Annotated in this window: 14 protein-coding genes; 6 read left to right on the plus strand and 8 right to left on the minus strand. The window is 71.3% G+C overall.

The window, feature by feature from the left end; translation table 11 throughout:
- Positions 1-2: 2 nt before the first annotated feature.
- Together FBZ33_RS11675 and FBZ33_RS11680 are read left to right on the plus strand one after the other, a co-directional pair.
- Positions 3-1,529, plus strand: coding sequence for a copper-binding protein (locus tag FBZ33_RS11675; protein ID WP_141909043.1), 1,527 nt, complete (start codon positions 3-5; stop codon positions 1,527-1,529).
- Between the two features lie 32 nt (positions 1,530-1,561).
- Entirely contained in the window at positions 1,562-2,539 is a 978-nt protein-coding gene (locus tag FBZ33_RS11680; protein ID WP_141909044.1) for a hypothetical protein, read from the plus strand.
- A gap of 64 nt (positions 2,540-2,603) precedes the next feature.
- Here the strand turns inward: FBZ33_RS11680 and FBZ33_RS11685 are convergent, their stop codons facing one another.
- A complete protein-coding gene (locus tag FBZ33_RS11685; protein WP_141909045.1) occupies positions 2,604-3,683 on the minus strand; it encodes a DUF1996 domain-containing protein in 1,080 nt (359 codons plus the stop codon).
- A gap of 501 nt (positions 3,684-4,184) precedes the next feature.
- Between FBZ33_RS11685 and FBZ33_RS11690 the strand changes: the two genes are divergently transcribed.
- Both FBZ33_RS11690 and FBZ33_RS11695 read left to right on the plus strand, forming a co-directional pair.
- Positions 4,185-5,435 (plus strand): Ig-like domain-containing protein, encoded by a 1,251-nt coding sequence (locus FBZ33_RS11690; RefSeq protein ID WP_185755275.1) that lies wholly within the window; start codon positions 4,185-4,187, stop codon positions 5,433-5,435.
- Positions 5,436-5,492: 57 nt separating this feature from the next.
- Complete coding sequence (locus tag FBZ33_RS11695; RefSeq protein WP_141909047.1) at positions 5,493-5,945, plus strand: hypothetical protein; 453 nt, start codon at positions 5,493-5,495, stop codon at positions 5,943-5,945.
- A 30-nt stretch (positions 5,946-5,975) separates the two neighbouring features.
- On the opposite strand, the gene FBZ33_RS11700 is transcribed toward FBZ33_RS11695, so the two are convergent.
- Positions 5,976-7,070 carry an ROK family transcriptional regulator gene (locus FBZ33_RS11700; RefSeq protein ID WP_141909048.1) on the minus strand — a complete coding sequence of 365 codons (1,095 nt, stop codon included), beginning with the start codon at positions 7,068-7,070 and terminating at the stop codon, positions 5,976-5,978.
- Positions 7,071-7,111: 41 nt separating this feature from the next.
- Here FBZ33_RS11700 and FBZ33_RS11705 point away from each other — a divergent pair, with 41 nt between their 5' ends.
- Complete coding sequence (locus tag FBZ33_RS11705) at positions 7,112-8,338, plus strand: MFS transporter (RefSeq protein ID WP_141909049.1); 1,227 nt, start codon at positions 7,112-7,114, stop codon at positions 8,336-8,338.
- 27 nt (positions 8,339-8,365) lie between these two features.
- On the opposite strand, the gene FBZ33_RS11710 is transcribed toward FBZ33_RS11705, so the two are convergent.
- Together FBZ33_RS11710 and FBZ33_RS11715 are read right to left on the minus strand one after the other, a co-directional pair.
- Positions 8,366-9,697, minus strand: coding sequence for an alpha/beta fold hydrolase (locus FBZ33_RS11710; RefSeq protein WP_141909050.1), 1,332 nt, complete (start codon positions 9,695-9,697; stop codon positions 8,366-8,368).
- 88 nt (positions 9,698-9,785) lie between these two features.
- Positions 9,786-11,171, minus strand: a complete 1,386-nt coding sequence (locus FBZ33_RS11715) for a serine hydrolase (RefSeq protein ID WP_141909051.1) — start codon at positions 11,169-11,171, stop codon at positions 9,786-9,788.
- Between the two features lie 235 nt (positions 11,172-11,406).
- On the opposite strand from FBZ33_RS11715, the gene FBZ33_RS11720 reads away from it, so the two are divergent.
- Entirely contained in the window at positions 11,407-12,783 is a 1,377-nt protein-coding gene (locus FBZ33_RS11720) for an NAD(P)/FAD-dependent oxidoreductase (protein ID WP_141909052.1), read from the plus strand.
- A gap of 63 nt (positions 12,784-12,846) precedes the next feature.
- On the opposite strand, the gene FBZ33_RS11725 is transcribed toward FBZ33_RS11720, so the two are convergent.
- The 4 genes from FBZ33_RS11725 to FBZ33_RS11740 all read right to left on the minus strand — a co-directional run bounded on the left by FBZ33_RS11725 (position 12,847) and on the right by FBZ33_RS11740 (position 17,966).
- On the minus strand, positions 12,847-13,323 hold the full coding sequence (locus tag FBZ33_RS11725; protein WP_088947776.1) for a heme-degrading domain-containing protein: 477 nt from the start codon (positions 13,321-13,323) through the stop codon (positions 12,847-12,849).
- A 46-nt stretch (positions 13,324-13,369) separates the two neighbouring features.
- Positions 13,370-14,830: an SDR family NAD(P)-dependent oxidoreductase gene (locus tag FBZ33_RS11730; RefSeq protein ID WP_088947777.1), complete on the minus strand. Its 1,461-nt coding sequence runs from the start codon at positions 14,828-14,830 to the stop codon at positions 13,370-13,372.
- Between the two features lie 102 nt (positions 14,831-14,932).
- Complete coding sequence (locus FBZ33_RS11735; protein WP_088947778.1) at positions 14,933-15,838, minus strand: siderophore-interacting protein; 906 nt, start codon at positions 15,836-15,838, stop codon at positions 14,933-14,935.
- A gap of 28 nt (positions 15,839-15,866) precedes the next feature.
- Positions 15,867-17,966, minus strand: coding sequence for an iron ABC transporter permease (locus tag FBZ33_RS11740; RefSeq protein WP_141912588.1), 2,100 nt, complete (start codon positions 17,964-17,966; stop codon positions 15,867-15,869).
- Positions 17,967-17,968: the final 2 nt, after the last annotated feature.

A 17,968-nucleotide genomic window follows, 5' to 3' on the forward strand; every position in this document is an offset into this window, starting at 1 on the left:
CGATGACCCGACGACTGACGGCTGCGCTGGCGGCGTTCCTGCTCACGGTGATCCCGTGGGCCGCGACGCCCGCCTCCGCCGCCCCGCGCATCGCGGAACAGGTGTTGACCTGGACCGCCGACGGCGACATCACCCGCTACAAGTCCGCACCCGCCCAGGCGGTGGCCGGCGAGACCACGATCATCTGGGAGAACAGCGAGGCCACCGGCAACACCATCGGGATGCCGCACACGCTGACCTTCGACACCAGCACCGAGGGCTACAACCACGACGTCACCCTGAACATCCTGGCCAGCCCGTTCGACGCCAACAACGGCCGCCACCAGGCGACAGTGACGCTCACCCCGGGCCGGTACCGCTACTTCTGCTCGATCCCGGGGCACAGCCAGATGGTCGGTGAGCTGGTGGTCACCGACGGTGGCGGAGGCGACGACACCACACCGCCGACGGTGACCGCCGCCGTGGCCGGTGACCGCGACGACGACGGCAACTACCTGGGCGCGGCGACGGTGACCGTGACGGCCACCGACACCGGCTCCGGTGTGGAGACCGTCGAGTACCAGGTCGACGACACCAGCTTCCTGCCGTACACCGAGCCGGTGCGGGTGACCGCGATCGGTGACCACTCGGTGCAGTTCCGAGCCACCGACCAGGACGGCAACGTCAGCGCGGTCGGCTCGGTGTCGTTCCGGATCGTCGAGCCGGGGGAGGAGGACACCACCGCGCCGGTGGTCACGGCCGCACTGGCCGGCGAGCAGGACGGCGACGGCAACTACATCGGTACGGCCACCGCCACGCTGACCGCCACCGATGCCGGATCCGGTGTCGCCACCATCGAGTACGCGTTGGACGGGGCGGCCTTCACCGCGTACACGAATCCGATCGTCGTGAACGCGGCCGGGATGCACATGCTGCACTACCGGGCCACCGACGTCGCCGGCAACACCTCGGCGGAGCAGATGTCCCACTTCACCGTCGTCGCCCCGCCGGAGGAGGACGACACTCCGCCGGCCGTGGCCGCCACGGTGACCGGCGAGCGCAACGGCGACGGCGCGTACGTCGGCGCCGCGACCGTCACCGTCACCGCGACCGACGCCGGCTCCGGTGTGGCGTCGGTCGAGTACGCGCTCGACACCGGGGGCTGGACGGCGTACGCCACACCGGTCACGGTCCGCACCACCGGCGCGCACACCCTGCGGTACCGGGCGACCGACGCCGCGGGCAACGCCTCCACCGAGCAGTCGACGACGTTCACCGTGGTGGCCGACGGCACCGACGCCTGCCCCGGGTCCGACACCCGGGCCACAGTGGTCATCGACGGTGACGACACCGGGGTCGGCAACGTCGACACCGGCGACGGCTGCACCATCAACGATCTGATCGACGAACACGCCGACTACCCCGGCCACGCCCACTTCGTCCGGCACGTCGAGGCGGTCACCACCGCGCTGGTGGCCGACGGAACGCTCGACCGGCGGCAGCAGGGCGCCATCGTCCGGGCCGCGGCCCGATCGGACGTCGGCGCATGAGTCCTCGAATCTCATCGACAGGGAGTACAACGATGCCCGGACGTACCGTCGCCAAGCTGGCCACCGTGAGCGCCGTCGTCGCCGCCTCGGTGCTGGCCGTGGCACCCACCGCCCACGCCGACCTGGTCACCCACTGCATCGGCACCGGTGGGGCGGTGACCGTGCCCAACGACCTGTACGTGCCGGCGGGCGAGTCCTGCGCGCTCACCGGCACCACGATCACCGGCAACGTCACCGTCGCCGCCGGCGGCAACCTGGTGGTGACCGGTGGGCGGGTCAGCGGCGAGGTACGCGTCGCCGCTGACGGCTACCTCGACGCCACCGACACCACAGTCGACGGCCAGGTGGTGCTGGCCGCCGGCGGATACGGCATCTTCCTCAAGGACGCACAGACCGGCACCGTGACCGTGCGGCCGAAGGGCAGCGCGACCATCGACAGCTTCCTGTTCGCCGAGGAGTCGACGGTCGCCGGGAACGTCACAGTCGGCGCGGGTGAGGTCCGGCTCGACCGGGGCACCCAGGTGCAGCGCAACCTCAGCAGCACCGGCACCTACTACACCGACCTGCACGACTCGTTCGTCGACGGCACACTGTCGGTGCTCAACAGCGCCACCGGCAGTGTCGTGTGCGGCAGTGCGGTACGCGGCAGGGCCACGTTCGCCGGCAACCTGGGCGGCGTGCAGGTCGGCCCGAACGGCGCCCTCGACAGCTGCGCCTCCGGTGGCTACTGGGGTGGGGACGTCAGCATCACCAGCACCACCGGCGGCGTCACCGTCGACGACAACATCATCAACGGTCAGTTGACGGTGACCGGCAACGACCCGGTCGCCCAGGTGGCCGCCAACAACCGGATCCGTGGTGGCGTGACCGGCGATCAGGCGGCTGCGACCACCAACCGGGCTGCCCGGGTGGCCGCTGCGGACCGGGACGACGCCGGTGACCAGCGGGCCGAGGTCCGCCGCACCTCGGCGGTGCAGGAGGCCACCGCGGCCGGCGTCGCCCGGCTCTGACCGAACGACACGACAGCGGCCGGTCACCCCGAACCCGGGGTGACCGGCCGCCGTGCCGGATCGGCTAGAAGTTGCCGGCCGAGTTGCACTTCACGCCCTGGTCGAGGCAATTGCGCACCCGTGCGGCCAGCGCCTCGTCCTTCCACGCGTTGAAGAAGTCCGCGTGCATGGAGAACGACGTGCCGGACGCGAGGGTGATGCCGTCGGTGTTCGCGCTCAACGGGTACGAGATCACGAACGACACCGAGGGGACCGGCACCGGGTGGCTCTTCGGGCAGGCCCCGGTGTGGTCACCGTTGGCCATGTGCGCCTTGTGGTCCGGACTGTCCAGGTGCCTGCCGTCCCAGCAGTCCGGGAAGGTGATCTGCCGGACGATGTTCGCGGTCCTGGCGCAGACCGGGAAGGTCTTGTCGGCGCTGCGGCCGATCTCGCCGCCGATGCCGGCGCACCAGAAGTGGTTGCCCTGCTTGTCCGGGGTGTCGACCTGGTTCTTGGCGTTCCCGGTGATCATGCGCAGGCCGAACGGGAAGGGCTGGGTCCGGCTCGGGTCCTTCAACCGGGAACCGTAGTAGACGGTCACCTCCGTCGGGTCCACGACCTTGCCGTTCTGGTACATCGTCGGCACCCAGTAGGCGGACTGGTCGTCCGGCGAGTTGCAGGTGGTCGCCTTCGACGCCCGCAGCGACTCGGCGGTCGAGTTGGCGTCGGTCGACCGGTTGCCCCAGAAGGTGTGGTTGTGTGAGCCGCCGACGAGCTTGGGCAGCACGATCGGGTCGTCGCTGTTGTGGTGGCTGGTCTTGCAGCCGACATTGAACTCGGGGACCTTGAACGGGTTGCCGGTCACCGCCTTGGGTTTGCGCGCGAAGAACGTCTTCGTCGCGGCTGCCTGCGCGGCGGCGTCGATGGTGATCCAGCCCCCGGACGCGGTGGGTGGGACGGTGCCGGTCGACGGGGTGGTCGGCTTGCCCGGGGTGGACGGCGTCGCGGACGTGCCCGGAGCGCTCGGCGTGACCGACGGGTCGGCCGGGGCGGTGTCCGTCGGCGCCTCGGGGCCGGACGAGTCGATGCCGGTGTCGCCGGATGGGCCGGACGCACCGGGAGTGCCCGGGATCTCCTTGCATCCGCCGGCGAGCGCCAGGCTCATCAGCAGCAGGGCGGTAACGGAACGACGGTGTCGAGGGGTGGATCGCAGATTTATCAAGGGGGGCGCACCATTCTTCCGAGAAGGAAGAGTACGAGTCGCCCACCTGTTCGTTCGCAACCGCAACGATTAAATCTGCCTTAAATATCGCTCAGCAATTGCCTGGTCAGTTTTGCGGAGCCGCCGCGCTGTCGATTCAATCTCATTTCCGTGATTCTTCTCCAAAAACTGTAATCGGCGACTCCGGCGGCACTCCACTTTTCTGGGCGTCCTGGGTGCCGGGCCGCGACGAGTTGATGGCGGGCACCCCGCGTCGACCGGCACCGCGTCTTGTCACGAAAGGCGGACAGCGGCGACGAACCCCGGCCGGGTGATGTGCGGCTGCGCCTTCCCACCTTCGCTTCGTGATTTCCGAAAAACAGGGCGCGGTGCCGTGGACGCGGAGAGAATTGCGGCCGGAAAGCACGTAGAGCCGGGAGACGTTCGATGGGTTTACGAAGGCGAATGGAGCTCGTGGTGGTGACCGTCGCGGCGACACCTCTGGTCCTCGGCGGATGCACCGTCGAGCGGAAGCCCGCCGCCCGGCCCGCCGAACGGAAGGTGCCGTCGCCGGAGCTGACCCTCACGCCCGCTGACCGGTCCCGGAACGTGCCGCTCAGCGCCGAGGTCGCGGTGCTCGTCAAGGGCGGGAAGATCACCGCCGTGCGTATCGCCGATGACAACGGGATGTTGGTCAGGGCGCAGCCGCGGGAGGACGGCTCGGCGTGGGTGCCGACCGTGCCGTTGCAGCCCCAGCGCACCTACACGGCCGAGGTGACCGCCACCGGCGACTCCGGGGGGACCACCACCCGCACGACGACCTTCACCACCATGGCGACGTCGACGAAGCCGCAGGTGACCAGCACGCTGTATTTCGCCGACAAACGGACGTACGGCACGGCGATGCCGGTGACCCTCGCTTTCGATCCGCCCATCGCCAAGGCGGCTCGTGCCGATGTGCAGCGTCGGTTGTTCGTCACCACGAACCCACCGCAGCCGGGTGTCTGGTCCTGGGTGGACGACGGCAGTCAGGTCTACTACCGCGCTCCGGACTTCTGGCGGCCGGGCACGACCATCAGCGTCCGGGCCGGTCTGGAGGGTCTGCCGATCGGCCGGAACCGGGTCGGTGACGCCGACCGCACCGCGACGTCCATGATCGGGCGGCAGGTGGCGATCGAGGTCGACAACGCCACCAAGCAGATGCGCGTGCTGCGCGACGGCAAGCTGATCCGCAGGATCCCCGTCAGCCTCGGCAAGCCGAGCACCCCGACCTCCAGCGGCAAGATGGTGATCATGGAGAAGCACCAGCGCACCAGGTTCGACACGCGCGGCGAGCCGAACGGCGGTTACGTGGTGGACGTCCAGGACGCCCAACGGCTCACCTGGGGCGGCGAGTTCATCCACGGAGCGCCCTGGTCGGTGTCGGATCAGGGACACCGCAACGTGTCGCACGGCTGCACCAACGTCTCGGCTGCCGCCGCCGACTGGCTGATGGGCGTCACGCAGGTCGGTGATCTGGTCACCTTCACCGGCACCGAGGTCCGGCTGCAACCGGGCAACGGGTGGACGGCCTGGAACACCAGCTGGGAGCAGTTCGTCAAGGGCAGCGCACTGCCGGTACCCGCCGCTCTTCGACCGGCTCCGACCCCGGTGCCGCACGCGGACGCGGTCGGCGGCGGCTCGCCGAGGTCCGGTCCCTCCGCCTCCGGCGGCTGAACCGGCAGGTGTCCGACAGACTCAACGCACTTGCCGGACGTCCCTACCCTCCGGGTCATGACGTACGAGCCGATGATGGTTCCCAGCCGGAAGCCCAACCGGACGACTCGTACCGTCCTGATCGTCGTCGGCGTGGTGTTGACGGTGTGCTGCGTTGTCGGCGTCTGCGGCGGGTTCTGGTTCTACCGCTCTATCAAGGACGCCGTCAAACCGGTCCGGGTGGCCACGGCTGCGTACATCGACGACGTGCGGGCCGGCAACTACCCGGCCGCGTACGGGCGGCTGTGCGGGGAGATACGCGAGACCATGACGCAGGCCGATTTCGCCCGGATCCAGGCCGCCCAGTTGAAGATCGGCAGTTACGAGATCGTCGGTGTGTACGTCAACAACTCCAACGGGCGGGTCACCGGGACCTCGACCGTCGAGATGGTCCAGGAGGCCACGGGTGCACGGATGACCCAGACCATGGTGCTGGTCAAGGAGGACGGTGAGTGGCGCGTCTGCCAGTGAGCGACGATCCGGCCGAGTCGGTGGTCGGGCTCAGGCCGGGGCGAGTTCCGGCACGCCGTAGTGCTGGTCGAGGACCTGCACGGCGGCGCCCGCGGCGATGACGTCGGCGCCGAGGCTGGACAGGGTCACCTTCGTGGTGAGCCAGTCCGCGCGTCGCGCGTCGGCCTGGACCGCCTCGGTGACCGCCGCGAGATAGGTCCGCGAATGACGTAGGAGATCCGCGCCCGCCAGCACCACGTGGGCGAGGTCGAGTGTCTGGAGCAGGTTGACCACGCCCACCGCCACGACGCGGGCGGCCCGGTCGATGTCTCCGGCCTCGGCGGCCTGGTTGTGCACGATCTCCAGGCACCCGTGGCGACCGCAGACGCAGCGAGGTCCGTTCAGGTCGACGACCGTGTGGCCGAATTCGCCCGCGTTGGTGTGCGCGCCCCGGTGGGCCGTGCCGCCCAGCCAGAATCCGCCACCGATGCCGGACTCGATCATGATGAGTGCCGCGTCGCCGAACGTGGCGCCGTGGCGCCAGGCCTCGGCCGTGATCCCGGCGGTGACGTCCTTGTCGAGGTGGACGGGCAGGCCGAGGCGTTTCTCGGCGATCTCGCGCAGCGGTACGTCGTGCCAGTGCCGCAGGCCGTGGGCGTCACGGACCAGGCCGTGGGCGTGGTCCAGCGGGCCGATCATGCCGATGCCCACCCCGGTGAGCCGGCCCCGGACGTCGCTGCTGCCGGTCATCGCGTCGATGCCGGTCGTCAGGGCGTCGAGAAGCTGCTCCGGGGTGAAGTCGCCGGGCAGTGGGCTGACCGTCGAGTGGTGCACGGTGCCGGCCAGGTCGACCAGGACCAGCCGCAGGGTGCGCCGGGCCACGTGCGCGCCGATCGCGTACCGGCTGTCGGGGACGAGTTCGTAGACGACCGCGGGCTTGCCGATGCCCGTGCGGCGCACACCGGCGGGACGGATCAGGCCGTCGGCGCTCAGGCGGGCGATGACCTTGGAGACCGCCTGGGGTGTCAGCCCGGTGGCCTCGACCACGGTCGACCGCTCGAACGTTCGCACGGCGCGCCCCAGTGCCATGACCCGTGCCTGGTTGTAGCCGCGCAGGAAGCTCACGTCAGCAGTGATGCGGGTCATCTCACCAGCCTATTACGCAACGCTGTTGCTAAATTTTTTCGGTGATCGAGTTGAGCAGAGGTCGACGGGTGGCGGCGTTGGCCGCGCTGGCAATGGGTGGCGTCGCGATCGGCCTGACCGAATTCGCGGCGATGGGCCTGCTGCCCGACATCGCGCGCGGCCTGCTCCCGCAGGAGTACGCCCGGTCGTCCTCGGACGCGGTCGCCCGAGCGGGATGGACGATCACCGCGTACGCCCTCGGCGTGGTCGTGGGCGCGCCCCTGATCGCCGCGCTGAGCGCCCGCCTGCCCCGCAAGAAGCTCGTGCTCGGTTTGCTCGCGCTCTTCGCCGTCGGCACTGTCGCCTCCGCGATCGCACCCACCTTCGACCTGGTGCTGGTGGCCCGGTTCGCGGCGGCGTTGCCGCACGGGGCGTACTTCGGGGCGGCCGGTCTGCTCGCGGCGACCCTGATGGGCCCCGGCAACGAGGCCCGTGGCTTCGCCACAGTGCTCAGCGGCCTGACCGTGAGCAACGTGGTCGGCGTACCCCTCATCACCCGGCTCGGGCAGGCGGCCGACTGGCGCGTCGCGTACCTGGTCATCGCCGGTGTCTTCGTGCTCACGCTGCTGGCGGTGCTGGCGGTCGTGCCGGAGGTCGCCGCGACGGTCGACGGCTCGCCGGCGGCCGAGCTGAGGTCGCTGCGGTCCTCGCAGGTCTGGCTGGTCGCGGCGACGGGGGCGGTCGGGTTTGCCGGGTTCTTCGCGGTCAACACCTACATCGCCCCGGTCACCACTGACGTGGCCGGCCTCTCGGCCACGACGGTGCCGTGGGCTCTGGTCGCGGTGGGGCTCGGCATGACCGTGGGAAATGCCCTGGGTGGCTGGTTCGCCGACCGTGACCTGCAACGGAGCATGGTCATCGGCTTCGTCGCGATGACCGTGAGCATCGCCGCGTTCAGCCTCGTCGCGTCGACTCGCGTCGGCCTTTTCGTCGGCGCGTTCCTGGTCGGCGCGACAAGCCTCTATCTCGGGCCGGTCCTCCAGGCGCGCCTGATCACGGTCGCCCCCCGAGCGCAGATGATGGGCGCGGCGCTCAACCAGTCCGCCATGAACATCGCGAACAGTCTGGGCGCGGCCCTGGGCAGCGTCGCCATCGCCGCGGGGCTCGGTTACCTCGCGCCGGCCCGGGTGGGCGTCGTCCTGGCGATCGTCGGGCTGGCCCTGGGGATGGTCAGTTTCGCCGTCGGACGCCGTACGCGTGAGCGGGTCCCGGCCACCGTCGGGAGCTGACGTGGCCGGGCCGCCCGCGGCCGGGGGTCAGAAGTCGTCGACGCTGACCGTCACGCGATGGGCACTCGATCTCCAGTTCGGCAGGTTGATCACGTCGTACCCGCCGCCGCGTTGACCCACTGTGATCCGCACCAGGCCGAGGTGCGCCGGCGTCGACGGGATGAACAGGTCCACGCCGGTGATGAAGGTCTGGCTGAAGAACTCCGGCAGGGGAGCGGTCAGATCGGTCACGCCGTCGCTGTCGTCGTCGAACGCGAAGATGGCGATCGTCCGCTTGACCCGCGGCGTGTTCGCCGCGTTCAGGGCATCCCGGCCGTTGATCCAGAGGTTGTCACCGGCGTCGCCCTGGTCGCCCCACCACTCCTTCTGGCGTTGGATCGTCAGCGCGGTGTGCCGGTCGCTGGTGTCCACGAGCGCGCCGAGCCCCTCGCCGGGAATGCTGGTCGCCAGGCGGACGAACGAGTCCGAGCGGAGGAACGGCTGGGCGTAGAAGTGGTGCGTCGGCGCGCCGGCGCGCACGATCGCGAACTCGTAGCGGGCAGTGGCGAGCACCGGGACGGGACCGAACGCGCCGTCGCCAGTCAGGGGCAGCCGATGAGTGGGCCGGTCCGACAATCGACCACCGGTCAGCGAGTTGACCGGGTAGACCTCCAGGGTGGCGTCGGTGACGCCGACGTTGCTCGGGAAGAGCACCGCGCGACCGGAGACCTGGGCCGTGCCGAAGAGTTGCGGCACGATCCGTGTGGTGTGTGGGGCGCGACCCTGAAGGAAGCGGAAGATCTCGCCGAACGACTCCGCCGACGACACGGTCTGCGTGTGGGACTGGTCCGGGAGGTGCACGTTCGTCGCACCGACGATGGCGCGGGCCGGATCGCCCTCACCCCAGATCGCGAGCGTGGGCACACCGCCCGGCGGGGACGTCGCGGTGCGCCCGTCCAGGTTGACGTAGTGCGCGACCCGGGCGGCACGCGCCGGTGAGCTGGCGAGGTAAGCCTGCAGGACGAAGGTGCCCAGGGAGTGCGCGAGCAGGTCGACCCGGTCCGCGCCGGTCGTCGCCAGCAGGCGGGAGATCCGCGCGTCGAGCCCCGCGTACACCTGGGGGAGGATCGTGGCGATGTTCGGCGAGTCGTACTCGTGGGCCTCGATCATGTCGATCGGGTAGCCGTTGCTGGCGAGTCGTTTGGCCTGGGTCTGGAACTGCGAGGCCGACCCGGCGCTGCCGTGCACGAAGATCACTGGGCGGTACGTCGGCGTGGCTGCGGCGTCGGCGGCGGCGAGCGGAACGGGGGCGACGGACAAGCCGACCGCGAGGGCGCCTCCGGCCAGCACGCAGAGCAGTCTCCGGCGGAACGTGTGCATCGGTCCTCCACCCTGAGCGACAAAGTATGTGCACTGTTAGCGCAAGTATCGTGTCAGGGTGAGGCGCGGCGGTCCACACCTTCCTCGGTCAGCTGACCTCTTTGGCGAGCAGGTCGCCGACGGCGGCGCGGACCGGGTCGGGGTTCGCCCAGCTCCAGTTGGGATGCGCGCGGTTGGTGAGCAGGGCCAGGACGAGTCTGCGGCCCGGGTCGACCAGGAGCGAGGGGCCGGCGAAACCGGTGTGGCCGAACGTCCGGGCCGAGGCGAGCCGACCCATGAACCAGCTCTGGTTGAGCACCACTCCCAGACCGTGGGCGGCGGTCCGATTGGGCCGCTCCGGGTCGACGGCGCGCTTCCCGGAGTTCTGGTTGGTGAGCATCCGGCGTACGGTCGCCGCCGAGAGGACCCGCTTGCCCTGGTAAGTGCCCCCGTCGAGGAGCATCTGACCGATCGCCGCCAGGTCGGTGGCGGTGGCGAAGATGCCGGCGTGGCCCGCCACACCGCCGAGGTGGTTGGCGACGTCGTCGTGGACGGTGCCCCGGAGCAGACCCCGCGACGAGCGGGCGTCGGTGGCGACGAGACGACCGGCCTTCGCGCTGCCGGACAGCCAGGTGTTCGGGTTGAAGCCGGTGTCGCGCAGGCCGAGCGGGCCGGTGAGGCCGCTCTTGAGCGCCTGGTCGAGGCGCTGACCGGTGACCTTCTCGACGATCTTGCCGGCGACCATGAGCCCGACGCTGGAATAGCGGAACGTGTTGCCGGGCACGGCACCGGAGACCAGCCCGGTGGTGAGCACGGCGTTCCAGCGAGCCGCGTTGTCGGAGAGCCCGGTGACCTTGGCGCCGACGGGCAGACCGCTGGTGTGGGTGAGCAGCATCTCGACGGTGACCCGCTCGGTGCCCGCGCCGGTGAAGGCGGGCAGGTAGTCGCGGACCTGCGCACCCAGGTCGACGCGTCCCTTGTCGACCTGCTGCAACAGCAGGATGGCCGTGTACACCTTCGTGACCGAGGCGAGGTCGAAGACGGAGTCGGGGCGCATCTCGACGCGTTGGCCCGCCGCGAGCAGCTTGGGGCCCGCGCCGTAGCGCAGCGCCTCACCGACCGCGGTGTGCACAGTCGTCTTCCCGTCGACCAGGACGACAGCGACAGCACCGGGAAAGCCCTTGTGCTGAACGGTCTGCGGTGTTGCGGGCAGGTGCCGCCGCAGCAGCGCGGTCACGTCCTGCGCGTAGCGGGCCTGCCCGGCCGGCGCGGTGGCGCCGCTCGGGGACGCGGTGGCGCTCGGAGAGCCCGACGGCGACGTCGCGTTTCCCGCCGCGCCGAAACCCACAGTGTTGCCGGCGGCGTCGGTCGCGGTCACCGCGTCACCGGGACCGGCCACACCCGGGTCCGGCGAGCCACTGTCGCCGCACCCGGCAATGGCGGAGGTGGCAGCGGCCAGGCCGACCCCCAGCAGAGTACGACGCGCAACGAGCATGCCGGAGATCGTGACAGTTGACACTGACGCATGCCAACCGGACCGGCCGAACGTCGATGTCGTCCATACCATCGGCCGACAAGTGGTCACCTGCCGGACACGGTCGGTCGACAACCGTGGGGTTGTGCGACGATCGGCGAGCGTCACGCCGAACGACCGTCCACCGGTCCGACCGCGCACCGAACGCTGGCGGGCACGGCGGAGGGCACACACCTCGCATCCCTTGGAGAGCACGATGTCCCTCTCCCCATCCCGGGTCTTCGCAGAGCTGAACGCGGCTCGACCCCCTGACCAGGCCGCCCCGATGATGGGTACGGCCGTCGTGGTCGGTGGCAGCGTCGCCGGCCTGCTGGCCGCCCGGGTGCTGTCCGATCACGCCGACAGCGTCGTCATCATCGACCGGGACGACCCCCAGGTGGCCGGCGCGCGGCGCGGCGTCCCCCAGGGGACGCAACTGCACGCGCTACTGCCCGGCGGCCTCCTCCAGCTGGAGCGCCTTTTCCCGGGATTCCGCGAGGAGGCGCTGGCGCACGGGGCGATCGAGGCGCCACCCGAAGCCCGGCGCAACTACCTCGACGGCCGCGCGAAGGTCGTCGTCCCCGACGACGCCGACAGCCTGGCGGGCAGCCGGCCGCTGCTGGAGGGGCTGATCCGTCAGCAGGTGCTGCGGCTGCCCAACGTCAAGACGGTCACCGCCCGAGCCACCGGCCTCGTGTTCGAGGGCGCCGCGGTCACCGGTGTCCGCTGCGAGGTCGGCGGGGTCGTCGGCGTCGAGAGGGGCGACCTCGTGGTGGACGCCATGGGGCGGTCGAGCCGACTCTCGGACTGGCTGGAGCAGGCCGGCTGGGACCGGCCGGTCACCCGGCGGATGACCACGCACCTCAATTACGCGACCGCCCTGTTCCGACGCCCGGCGGTCACCCCGCCCTCGACGGTCGTGCTGGCGCTGCACACCCCGAAGATGGGGCTGGACGTGGCCGGGGCCGCGTTCTTCGCCATTGAGGACGGCCGGTGGATGGCCATGATGGCCGGTTACGGCGACAACCGCCCGGGGCGCACCGCGGAGGACTTCGTCCGCCGTCTGCGGGAGCAGTTCCCACCCGAGTTCGGCGAGCTCGCCGACCAGGAGATGCTCGGCGACGTCCAGACCTACCACCACGCCGACAGCCGGCGACGGGACTTCCACGCGCTGAAGCGGTTTCCGGCCGGCCTGGTCAGCGTCGGCGACGCCGTCGCGTCGTTCAACCCGGTGTACGGGCAGGGGATGACGTCGGCGGCCCTGCACGCGGCCTGCCTGTCGATGTATCTGCGGTCCGGCCCCGATCTGCGGGCGCCCGCGCACCACTTCCTCGCGCTGCAACAGGTCGTGGTCGACGCGGCGTGGTCGATCTCGACCTCCGCCGACCTGGCGTTGCCCCACGTCGACGGGCCCTACCCGCGCGGCTACCGGATCTCCAGCTGGGCGAGCCGGCAGATCATCGCCGCCACCGTCACGGACGTGGCGACCGCCCGCCGGTTCAACGACGTGGTCTCCATGCGCGAGCACCCACGGGCGCTGGCCCGGCCCGGCGTGCTCCTCGGCGCGCTGCGCGCCAACCGACGCGCTCGCTGACGACCCCGCACCTGAGCACTGACGGCCCGGCGACCTCCTGACGAGGCCGCCGGGTCCGATCGTCTAGCGGGGGAGCTTGCGCAGGACGTCGACGACGAAACGGTGGTCGTCGAGCTGCGGCAGCCCGGAGACACCGACCCAACCCACCACGCCGGTGCCACGGACGCGCAGCGGCACCGCGCCACCGGCCGCCGCGTACCGCGAGGCCGGCAGGCCGTACCTCTCGGCCAACGTCACCTGCTTGTCCTGGCACAACCGGGCCATGTACAGCGACGAGTGCTCGAACCGCATCACGACCCGACCCTTGCGGCGCAGCCACGCGTCGTTGTCGGCCGTCGACCCCGGCAGGCCACAGTGGAACAGTTGGCGCCCGGCCCGCCACACCCCGACCGAGACCGGCAGCCGCTGCTCGGTCGCGGCAGTGACGGCGAGCATCCCCAGCTCGTACGCGTCCGTCTCGGACAGGCCCGCGAGTTCCAGCTCGCCCTCCTCGCGTAGCAGCTCGTCCAGGGTCGGCCACGCGTCACGGTCAGTTGACATGTTTCTTCTCCTCGTCGAACGGGGCGGATCACCAGGCGCGGGGCGATCACCAGGCGCAGGGCGCGTAGTCCTTCAGGAAACAGCCGTACAGGTCCTCGCCCAGCTCGCCGCGGACGATCGGGTCGTACACCCGGGCCGCGCCATCGACCAGGTCCAGTGGGGCGTGGAAGCCCTCGTCGGCCAGTCGCATCTTCGTCGGGTGGGGGCGTTCGTCGGTGATCCAGCCGGTGTCGACGCTGGTCATCAGGATGCCGTCGGTCAGCATCTCCTCGGCGCTGGTGCGGGTCAGCATGTTCAGCGCGGCCTTGGCCATGTTGGTATGCGGGTGCCCCGGCCCCTTGTAGCCCCGGCCGAACTGGCCCTCCATCGCCGACACGTTCACCACGTACTTGCGGCGGGCCGCCGCCGCGGCCATCGCCGGGCGCAGCCGGCTGACCAGCACGAACGGCGCGGTGACGTTGCACAGTTGCACTTCGAGCAACTCGACCGGGTCCACCTCCTGCACCCGCTGGACCCAGCTGTTGACCGAGTCGAGGTCCGGTACGAGGCCACCGGCGTCGATGGCAGTGGACGCCGCGATGCGCTCCGGCGAGGCGGAACCGCTGGTGAGCGCCAGTGCGGTGAGCGCGTGCGGGGTGAGCGCCGTCGACTGGGGCGCGGCGGTCAGGCTCCCCACCGGGCCGCCCTGGCCGTCCGGCTTGGCAAAGGTGATCAGCTCCGGCAGCGGGCCGTCCGGCAGGGCCGCTGCCTCCGCGGCGATGAGCTGCGCGTACGCCCCGGGGGAGCGGCGGACGGTCTGCGCCGCGTTGTTGATCAGGATGTCGAGGGGGCCCTGGCTGCTGACCGAGTCGGCGAGGGCGATCACCTGGGCGGGGTCGCGCAGGTCGATCCCGACGATGCGCAGGCGGTGCAGCCAGTCCCCGCTGTCGGGCATCGCGGCAAACCGGCGGACCGCGTCGTGCGGAAACCGCGTGGTCACCGTCGTGTGGGCGCCGTCGCGCAGCAGCCGCAGAGCGATGTACATGCCGATCTTGGCCCGGCCGCCGGTGAGCAGGGCGCGCCGCCCGGTCAGGTCGGTACGGGCGTCGCGGCGCTCCCGGTTGAGCGCGGCGCAGGACGGGCAGAGCTGATGGTAGAAGGCGTCCACCTCGCGGTAGCGCTGCTTGCAGACATAGCAGCCGCGTGGGTTGTGCAGGAAGCCCGCCGTCTCGCCCGCGACGGAGGTGGCGAGCGGGATGCCCTGGGTCTCGTCGTCGATGCGTCCCGGAGCGCCGGTGGCGGTGGCCTCCGTCACCGCCCGGTCGGCGGCGAGGATGGCGTCCCGCCGTTCCTCGCGTCGCCTCTGCTTGATCACCTTGTAGAGCCGCGCGGTGGCCCGCTGCACCCGCACCACGTCGGGATGGTCGGAGGGCAGCGCCTCCAACGCCTCGAAGACGCTGAGGCAGGCCTCCAGCCGGCTTCGGTCAATGCCGTCCTGACCGTTTTCGGTAATGTTGTCCACCGTCATGCGTCTTTGTCTCGTCCCGTATCCCGTGCCGGATCCAGCCGGCTCGCCCCAAGTCCGACCCGAAACTGTACGCACCGTGCGGCCCGCGACGCACCTCGTGCGTCAGTTGGCGTCGGCGTGGCCGAGGCGCCAGTAGCCCATGAAGGCCACCGCCCGCCGGTCCAGACCTCGCTCGGCGACCAGGTGCCGGCGCAGTGTGCGGATGACGCCGGCCTCCCCGGCCAGCCACGCGTACAGCGGCGCCGTGGCCACCTCCTCGGGCACCTCCCAGAGGATCTCGGTGTCCACGTCCACGTCCGGGACGGGCTGCCTGGTCGCCGACGCGCGGGGCACCAGCAGTTGGTCGGCCGCGGCGGCGACGGCGGGCACCAGCCGGCTGCCGTACCCGTCGACACCCCGGGTCATCCAGCGGACCTCGACGCCGGGGGGCGCCACCAGCGGCAGCACGTCGTCGGCGTGGGGCACCTCCAGCAGAACCACGCCCCGGGTGTCGAGGGGGAGTCGCTCGCAGATGCTGCCGATCGCCGGCACGGCGGTCTCGTCCCCGGCCAGCAGCAGGCAGCTCCCGTCCGACGGTCGGAACTCGACCCCGCCGTGGTTGCCGTCGTAGCCGGAGTCCGGCCCGACGATGGCGATCTGGTCGCCGGCGCCCACCCGCCGCGCCCAGCGTGTCGCCGGCCCGCCGTCACCGTGCAGCACCAGGTCGACGTCGACCTCGGCCAGGTGCGGTCGAACGGCCCGCACGGTGTAGGTGCGGATCGGGTTACGCCGGTGCTCGGGCAGCGCCCGCCACTGCGCGTACCAGTCCGCCCCCTCCGGGAAATCCACCCCGCGCTGGTCGGGCAGCGGCAGCGCCAACTTGATGCGCTGGTCGTAGCCGTTGTCGGCGAAGCGGTCGAGGTCCACTCCGGTGAAGGTCACCCGGAGGAAGGACGGGCTGAGCCGGCGTACCGCACGGACGGTGACGGTGAACACGCGCCACGGGGCGATGGGCAGGGTGTTGGTCATGGGTGCCTCTCCGGGTTCGGTCCGGCGTCTACCGGGTGTTGGTCGTCTTTGCGCGTGACCGCCACAGCAGCCAGACGAAGTACGGGGCGCCGATCATGGCGGTGACCAGGCCGGCGGGAATCTGGGCCGGAGCGATGAGCGTCCGGCCGACGGTGTCGGCGATGCTGACCAGCGCCGCGCCGAGCAGCGCGGCCACCGGGAGCACCCGGGAGTGCCGGCCACCGACGAGCGCCCGGGCGGCGTGCGGGGCGACCAGCCCGACGAAGCCGATGACCCCGACGGCCGAGACAGCGGTGGAGGTGAGCAGCGCCGCCGCGCCGAGCGCGATCAGACGGGTGCGTTCCAGGGGGACTCCCAGGACCCGGGGAGTGTCGTCGTCCAGCGCCATCAGGTCGAGTTCGCGACGGGCGGCGACGACGGCCGGGGTGAGCACCAGCAGGGCGATCAGCACCGGCAGCACCTGGGTGGGCATCCGACCGTAGGTGGAGCCGGACAGCCAGGTCAACGCCTTGCCGGTGTTCCACGGGTCGAAGGCGACGACCAGGTAGGTGATGACCGCCATGCCGCCCTGCCAGGCGCCGAAGCCGATCAGCACCAGCCGGTCGGAGCTCAGTCCGCCGCGCCAGGCCAAGCCGTACACCAGGGCGAAGGCCAGCATCGCGCCGAGCCCGGCGACACCGGAGACGGCCCACACCCCGGCCAGCGGCACGAAGGTGAGCAGTGAGACGGCCCCCAGCCCGGCGCCGGCGGTGATGCCGAGGATGCCGGGTTCGGCCAGCGGGTTGCGGCAGACCGCCTGCACGGTGGTGCCGGCAACCGCCAGCGCCGCGCCGGCCAGGACCGCTGCGGCGACGCGCGGCCACCGCTGGTCCAGCACAAAGGTGTACGCGGGCCCGGTGCTGCCGTTGAGCCAGTTCAGCACGTCACCGAGCAGCACCCAGGTGTCACCGGCGAGCATGCCGACCGCCACGGCCCCGACGGTCAGTACGGCGGTGACGGTGAGGACGCTGCGGTGGAAGGCGGCGGAGCGGACGGCCGCGTGCCCGCCGGGCGGGCGGCGGGTGGGGCCCGCGTCGCGGTGCCGGCGGGCCAGCCAGATGAGGATCGCCGCGCCGAACAGGGTGGTGACCACGCCGGTGGGAATGTCGACACCGGCCTGCCCGCCCATCACGGCGCGCAGCAGCACGTCGGAGCCGAGGACGATGATGACCCCGGCGATGCCGGACAACGGCAGCAGGATCCGGTGCCGGTGCACCCCCGGCACCACGGGGGCGAGCAGCCGGACGATCACCGGGGCGCACAGGCCGACGAAACCGACCGGGCCGGTGAGGGTGACGGCCGCGGCGGACAGCAGCACGGCCAGCACCATGACGGTGAGCCGGGTGCGCCGCACGTTGAGGCCGAGCACGGTGGCGGTGTCGTCGCCGAGGGCGAGGATGTCGAGCCGGTGCCCGAGCAGCATCAGCACCACGACGGCGCCGACGATCACCGGGGCCAACTGGGTCAGCGCCGTCAGGTCGCTCTGCACCAGCGAGCCGTTTCCCCAGGCGAACAGACCGATGGTGGCCTGCTCGAACAGGAGCAGCAGCAGGGTCGTCACCGACCCGAGGGCCAGCGCGGTCGCCGAGCCGGCGAGGATGAGTCGGGTGGTGCCGGCCTGGCCACCGGAGGACATCGCCATCACCAGGCCGGCGGCGGCGAGCCCTCCGCAGAAGGCGAGGCCACCGGCGGGCAGCGCGGGCAGCGAGACGCCGAACGCGGCCACGGCGACGATCGCCAGGTGGGCGCCCGCGTTGACAGCGAGGGTGTCGGGGGACGCGAGTGGGTTGCGGGCGATCGACTGCAACGCGGCGCCGGCGAACCCGAGCGCGACGCCGATGGCCAACCCGGCGAGCAGCCGGGGCAATCGGGAGGCGAGCAGGACGCGGGCCGCCTCGTCGTCGGCGCCCGTCGCCAGCCGCAGCAGGTCGAGGGCGCCGACCGTCGAGGTGCCCTGGGTCAGGTGCACCGCGCCCACCACGAGCAGCAGCAGGATCGCGGCGACGAAGACAGCGGCGACGCGGGGTACGGCCAGGCGTCCGCCCGGAGCCGGCCGGGTGGCCGGCTCCGGACGTGGGGGTGCGCTCAGCA

Origin of the sequence: Micromonospora sp. A202 (assembly GCF_006715105.1) — a bacterium.
GTDB lineage: Bacteria > Actinomycetota > Actinomycetes > Mycobacteriales > Micromonosporaceae > Micromonospora > Micromonospora zamorensis.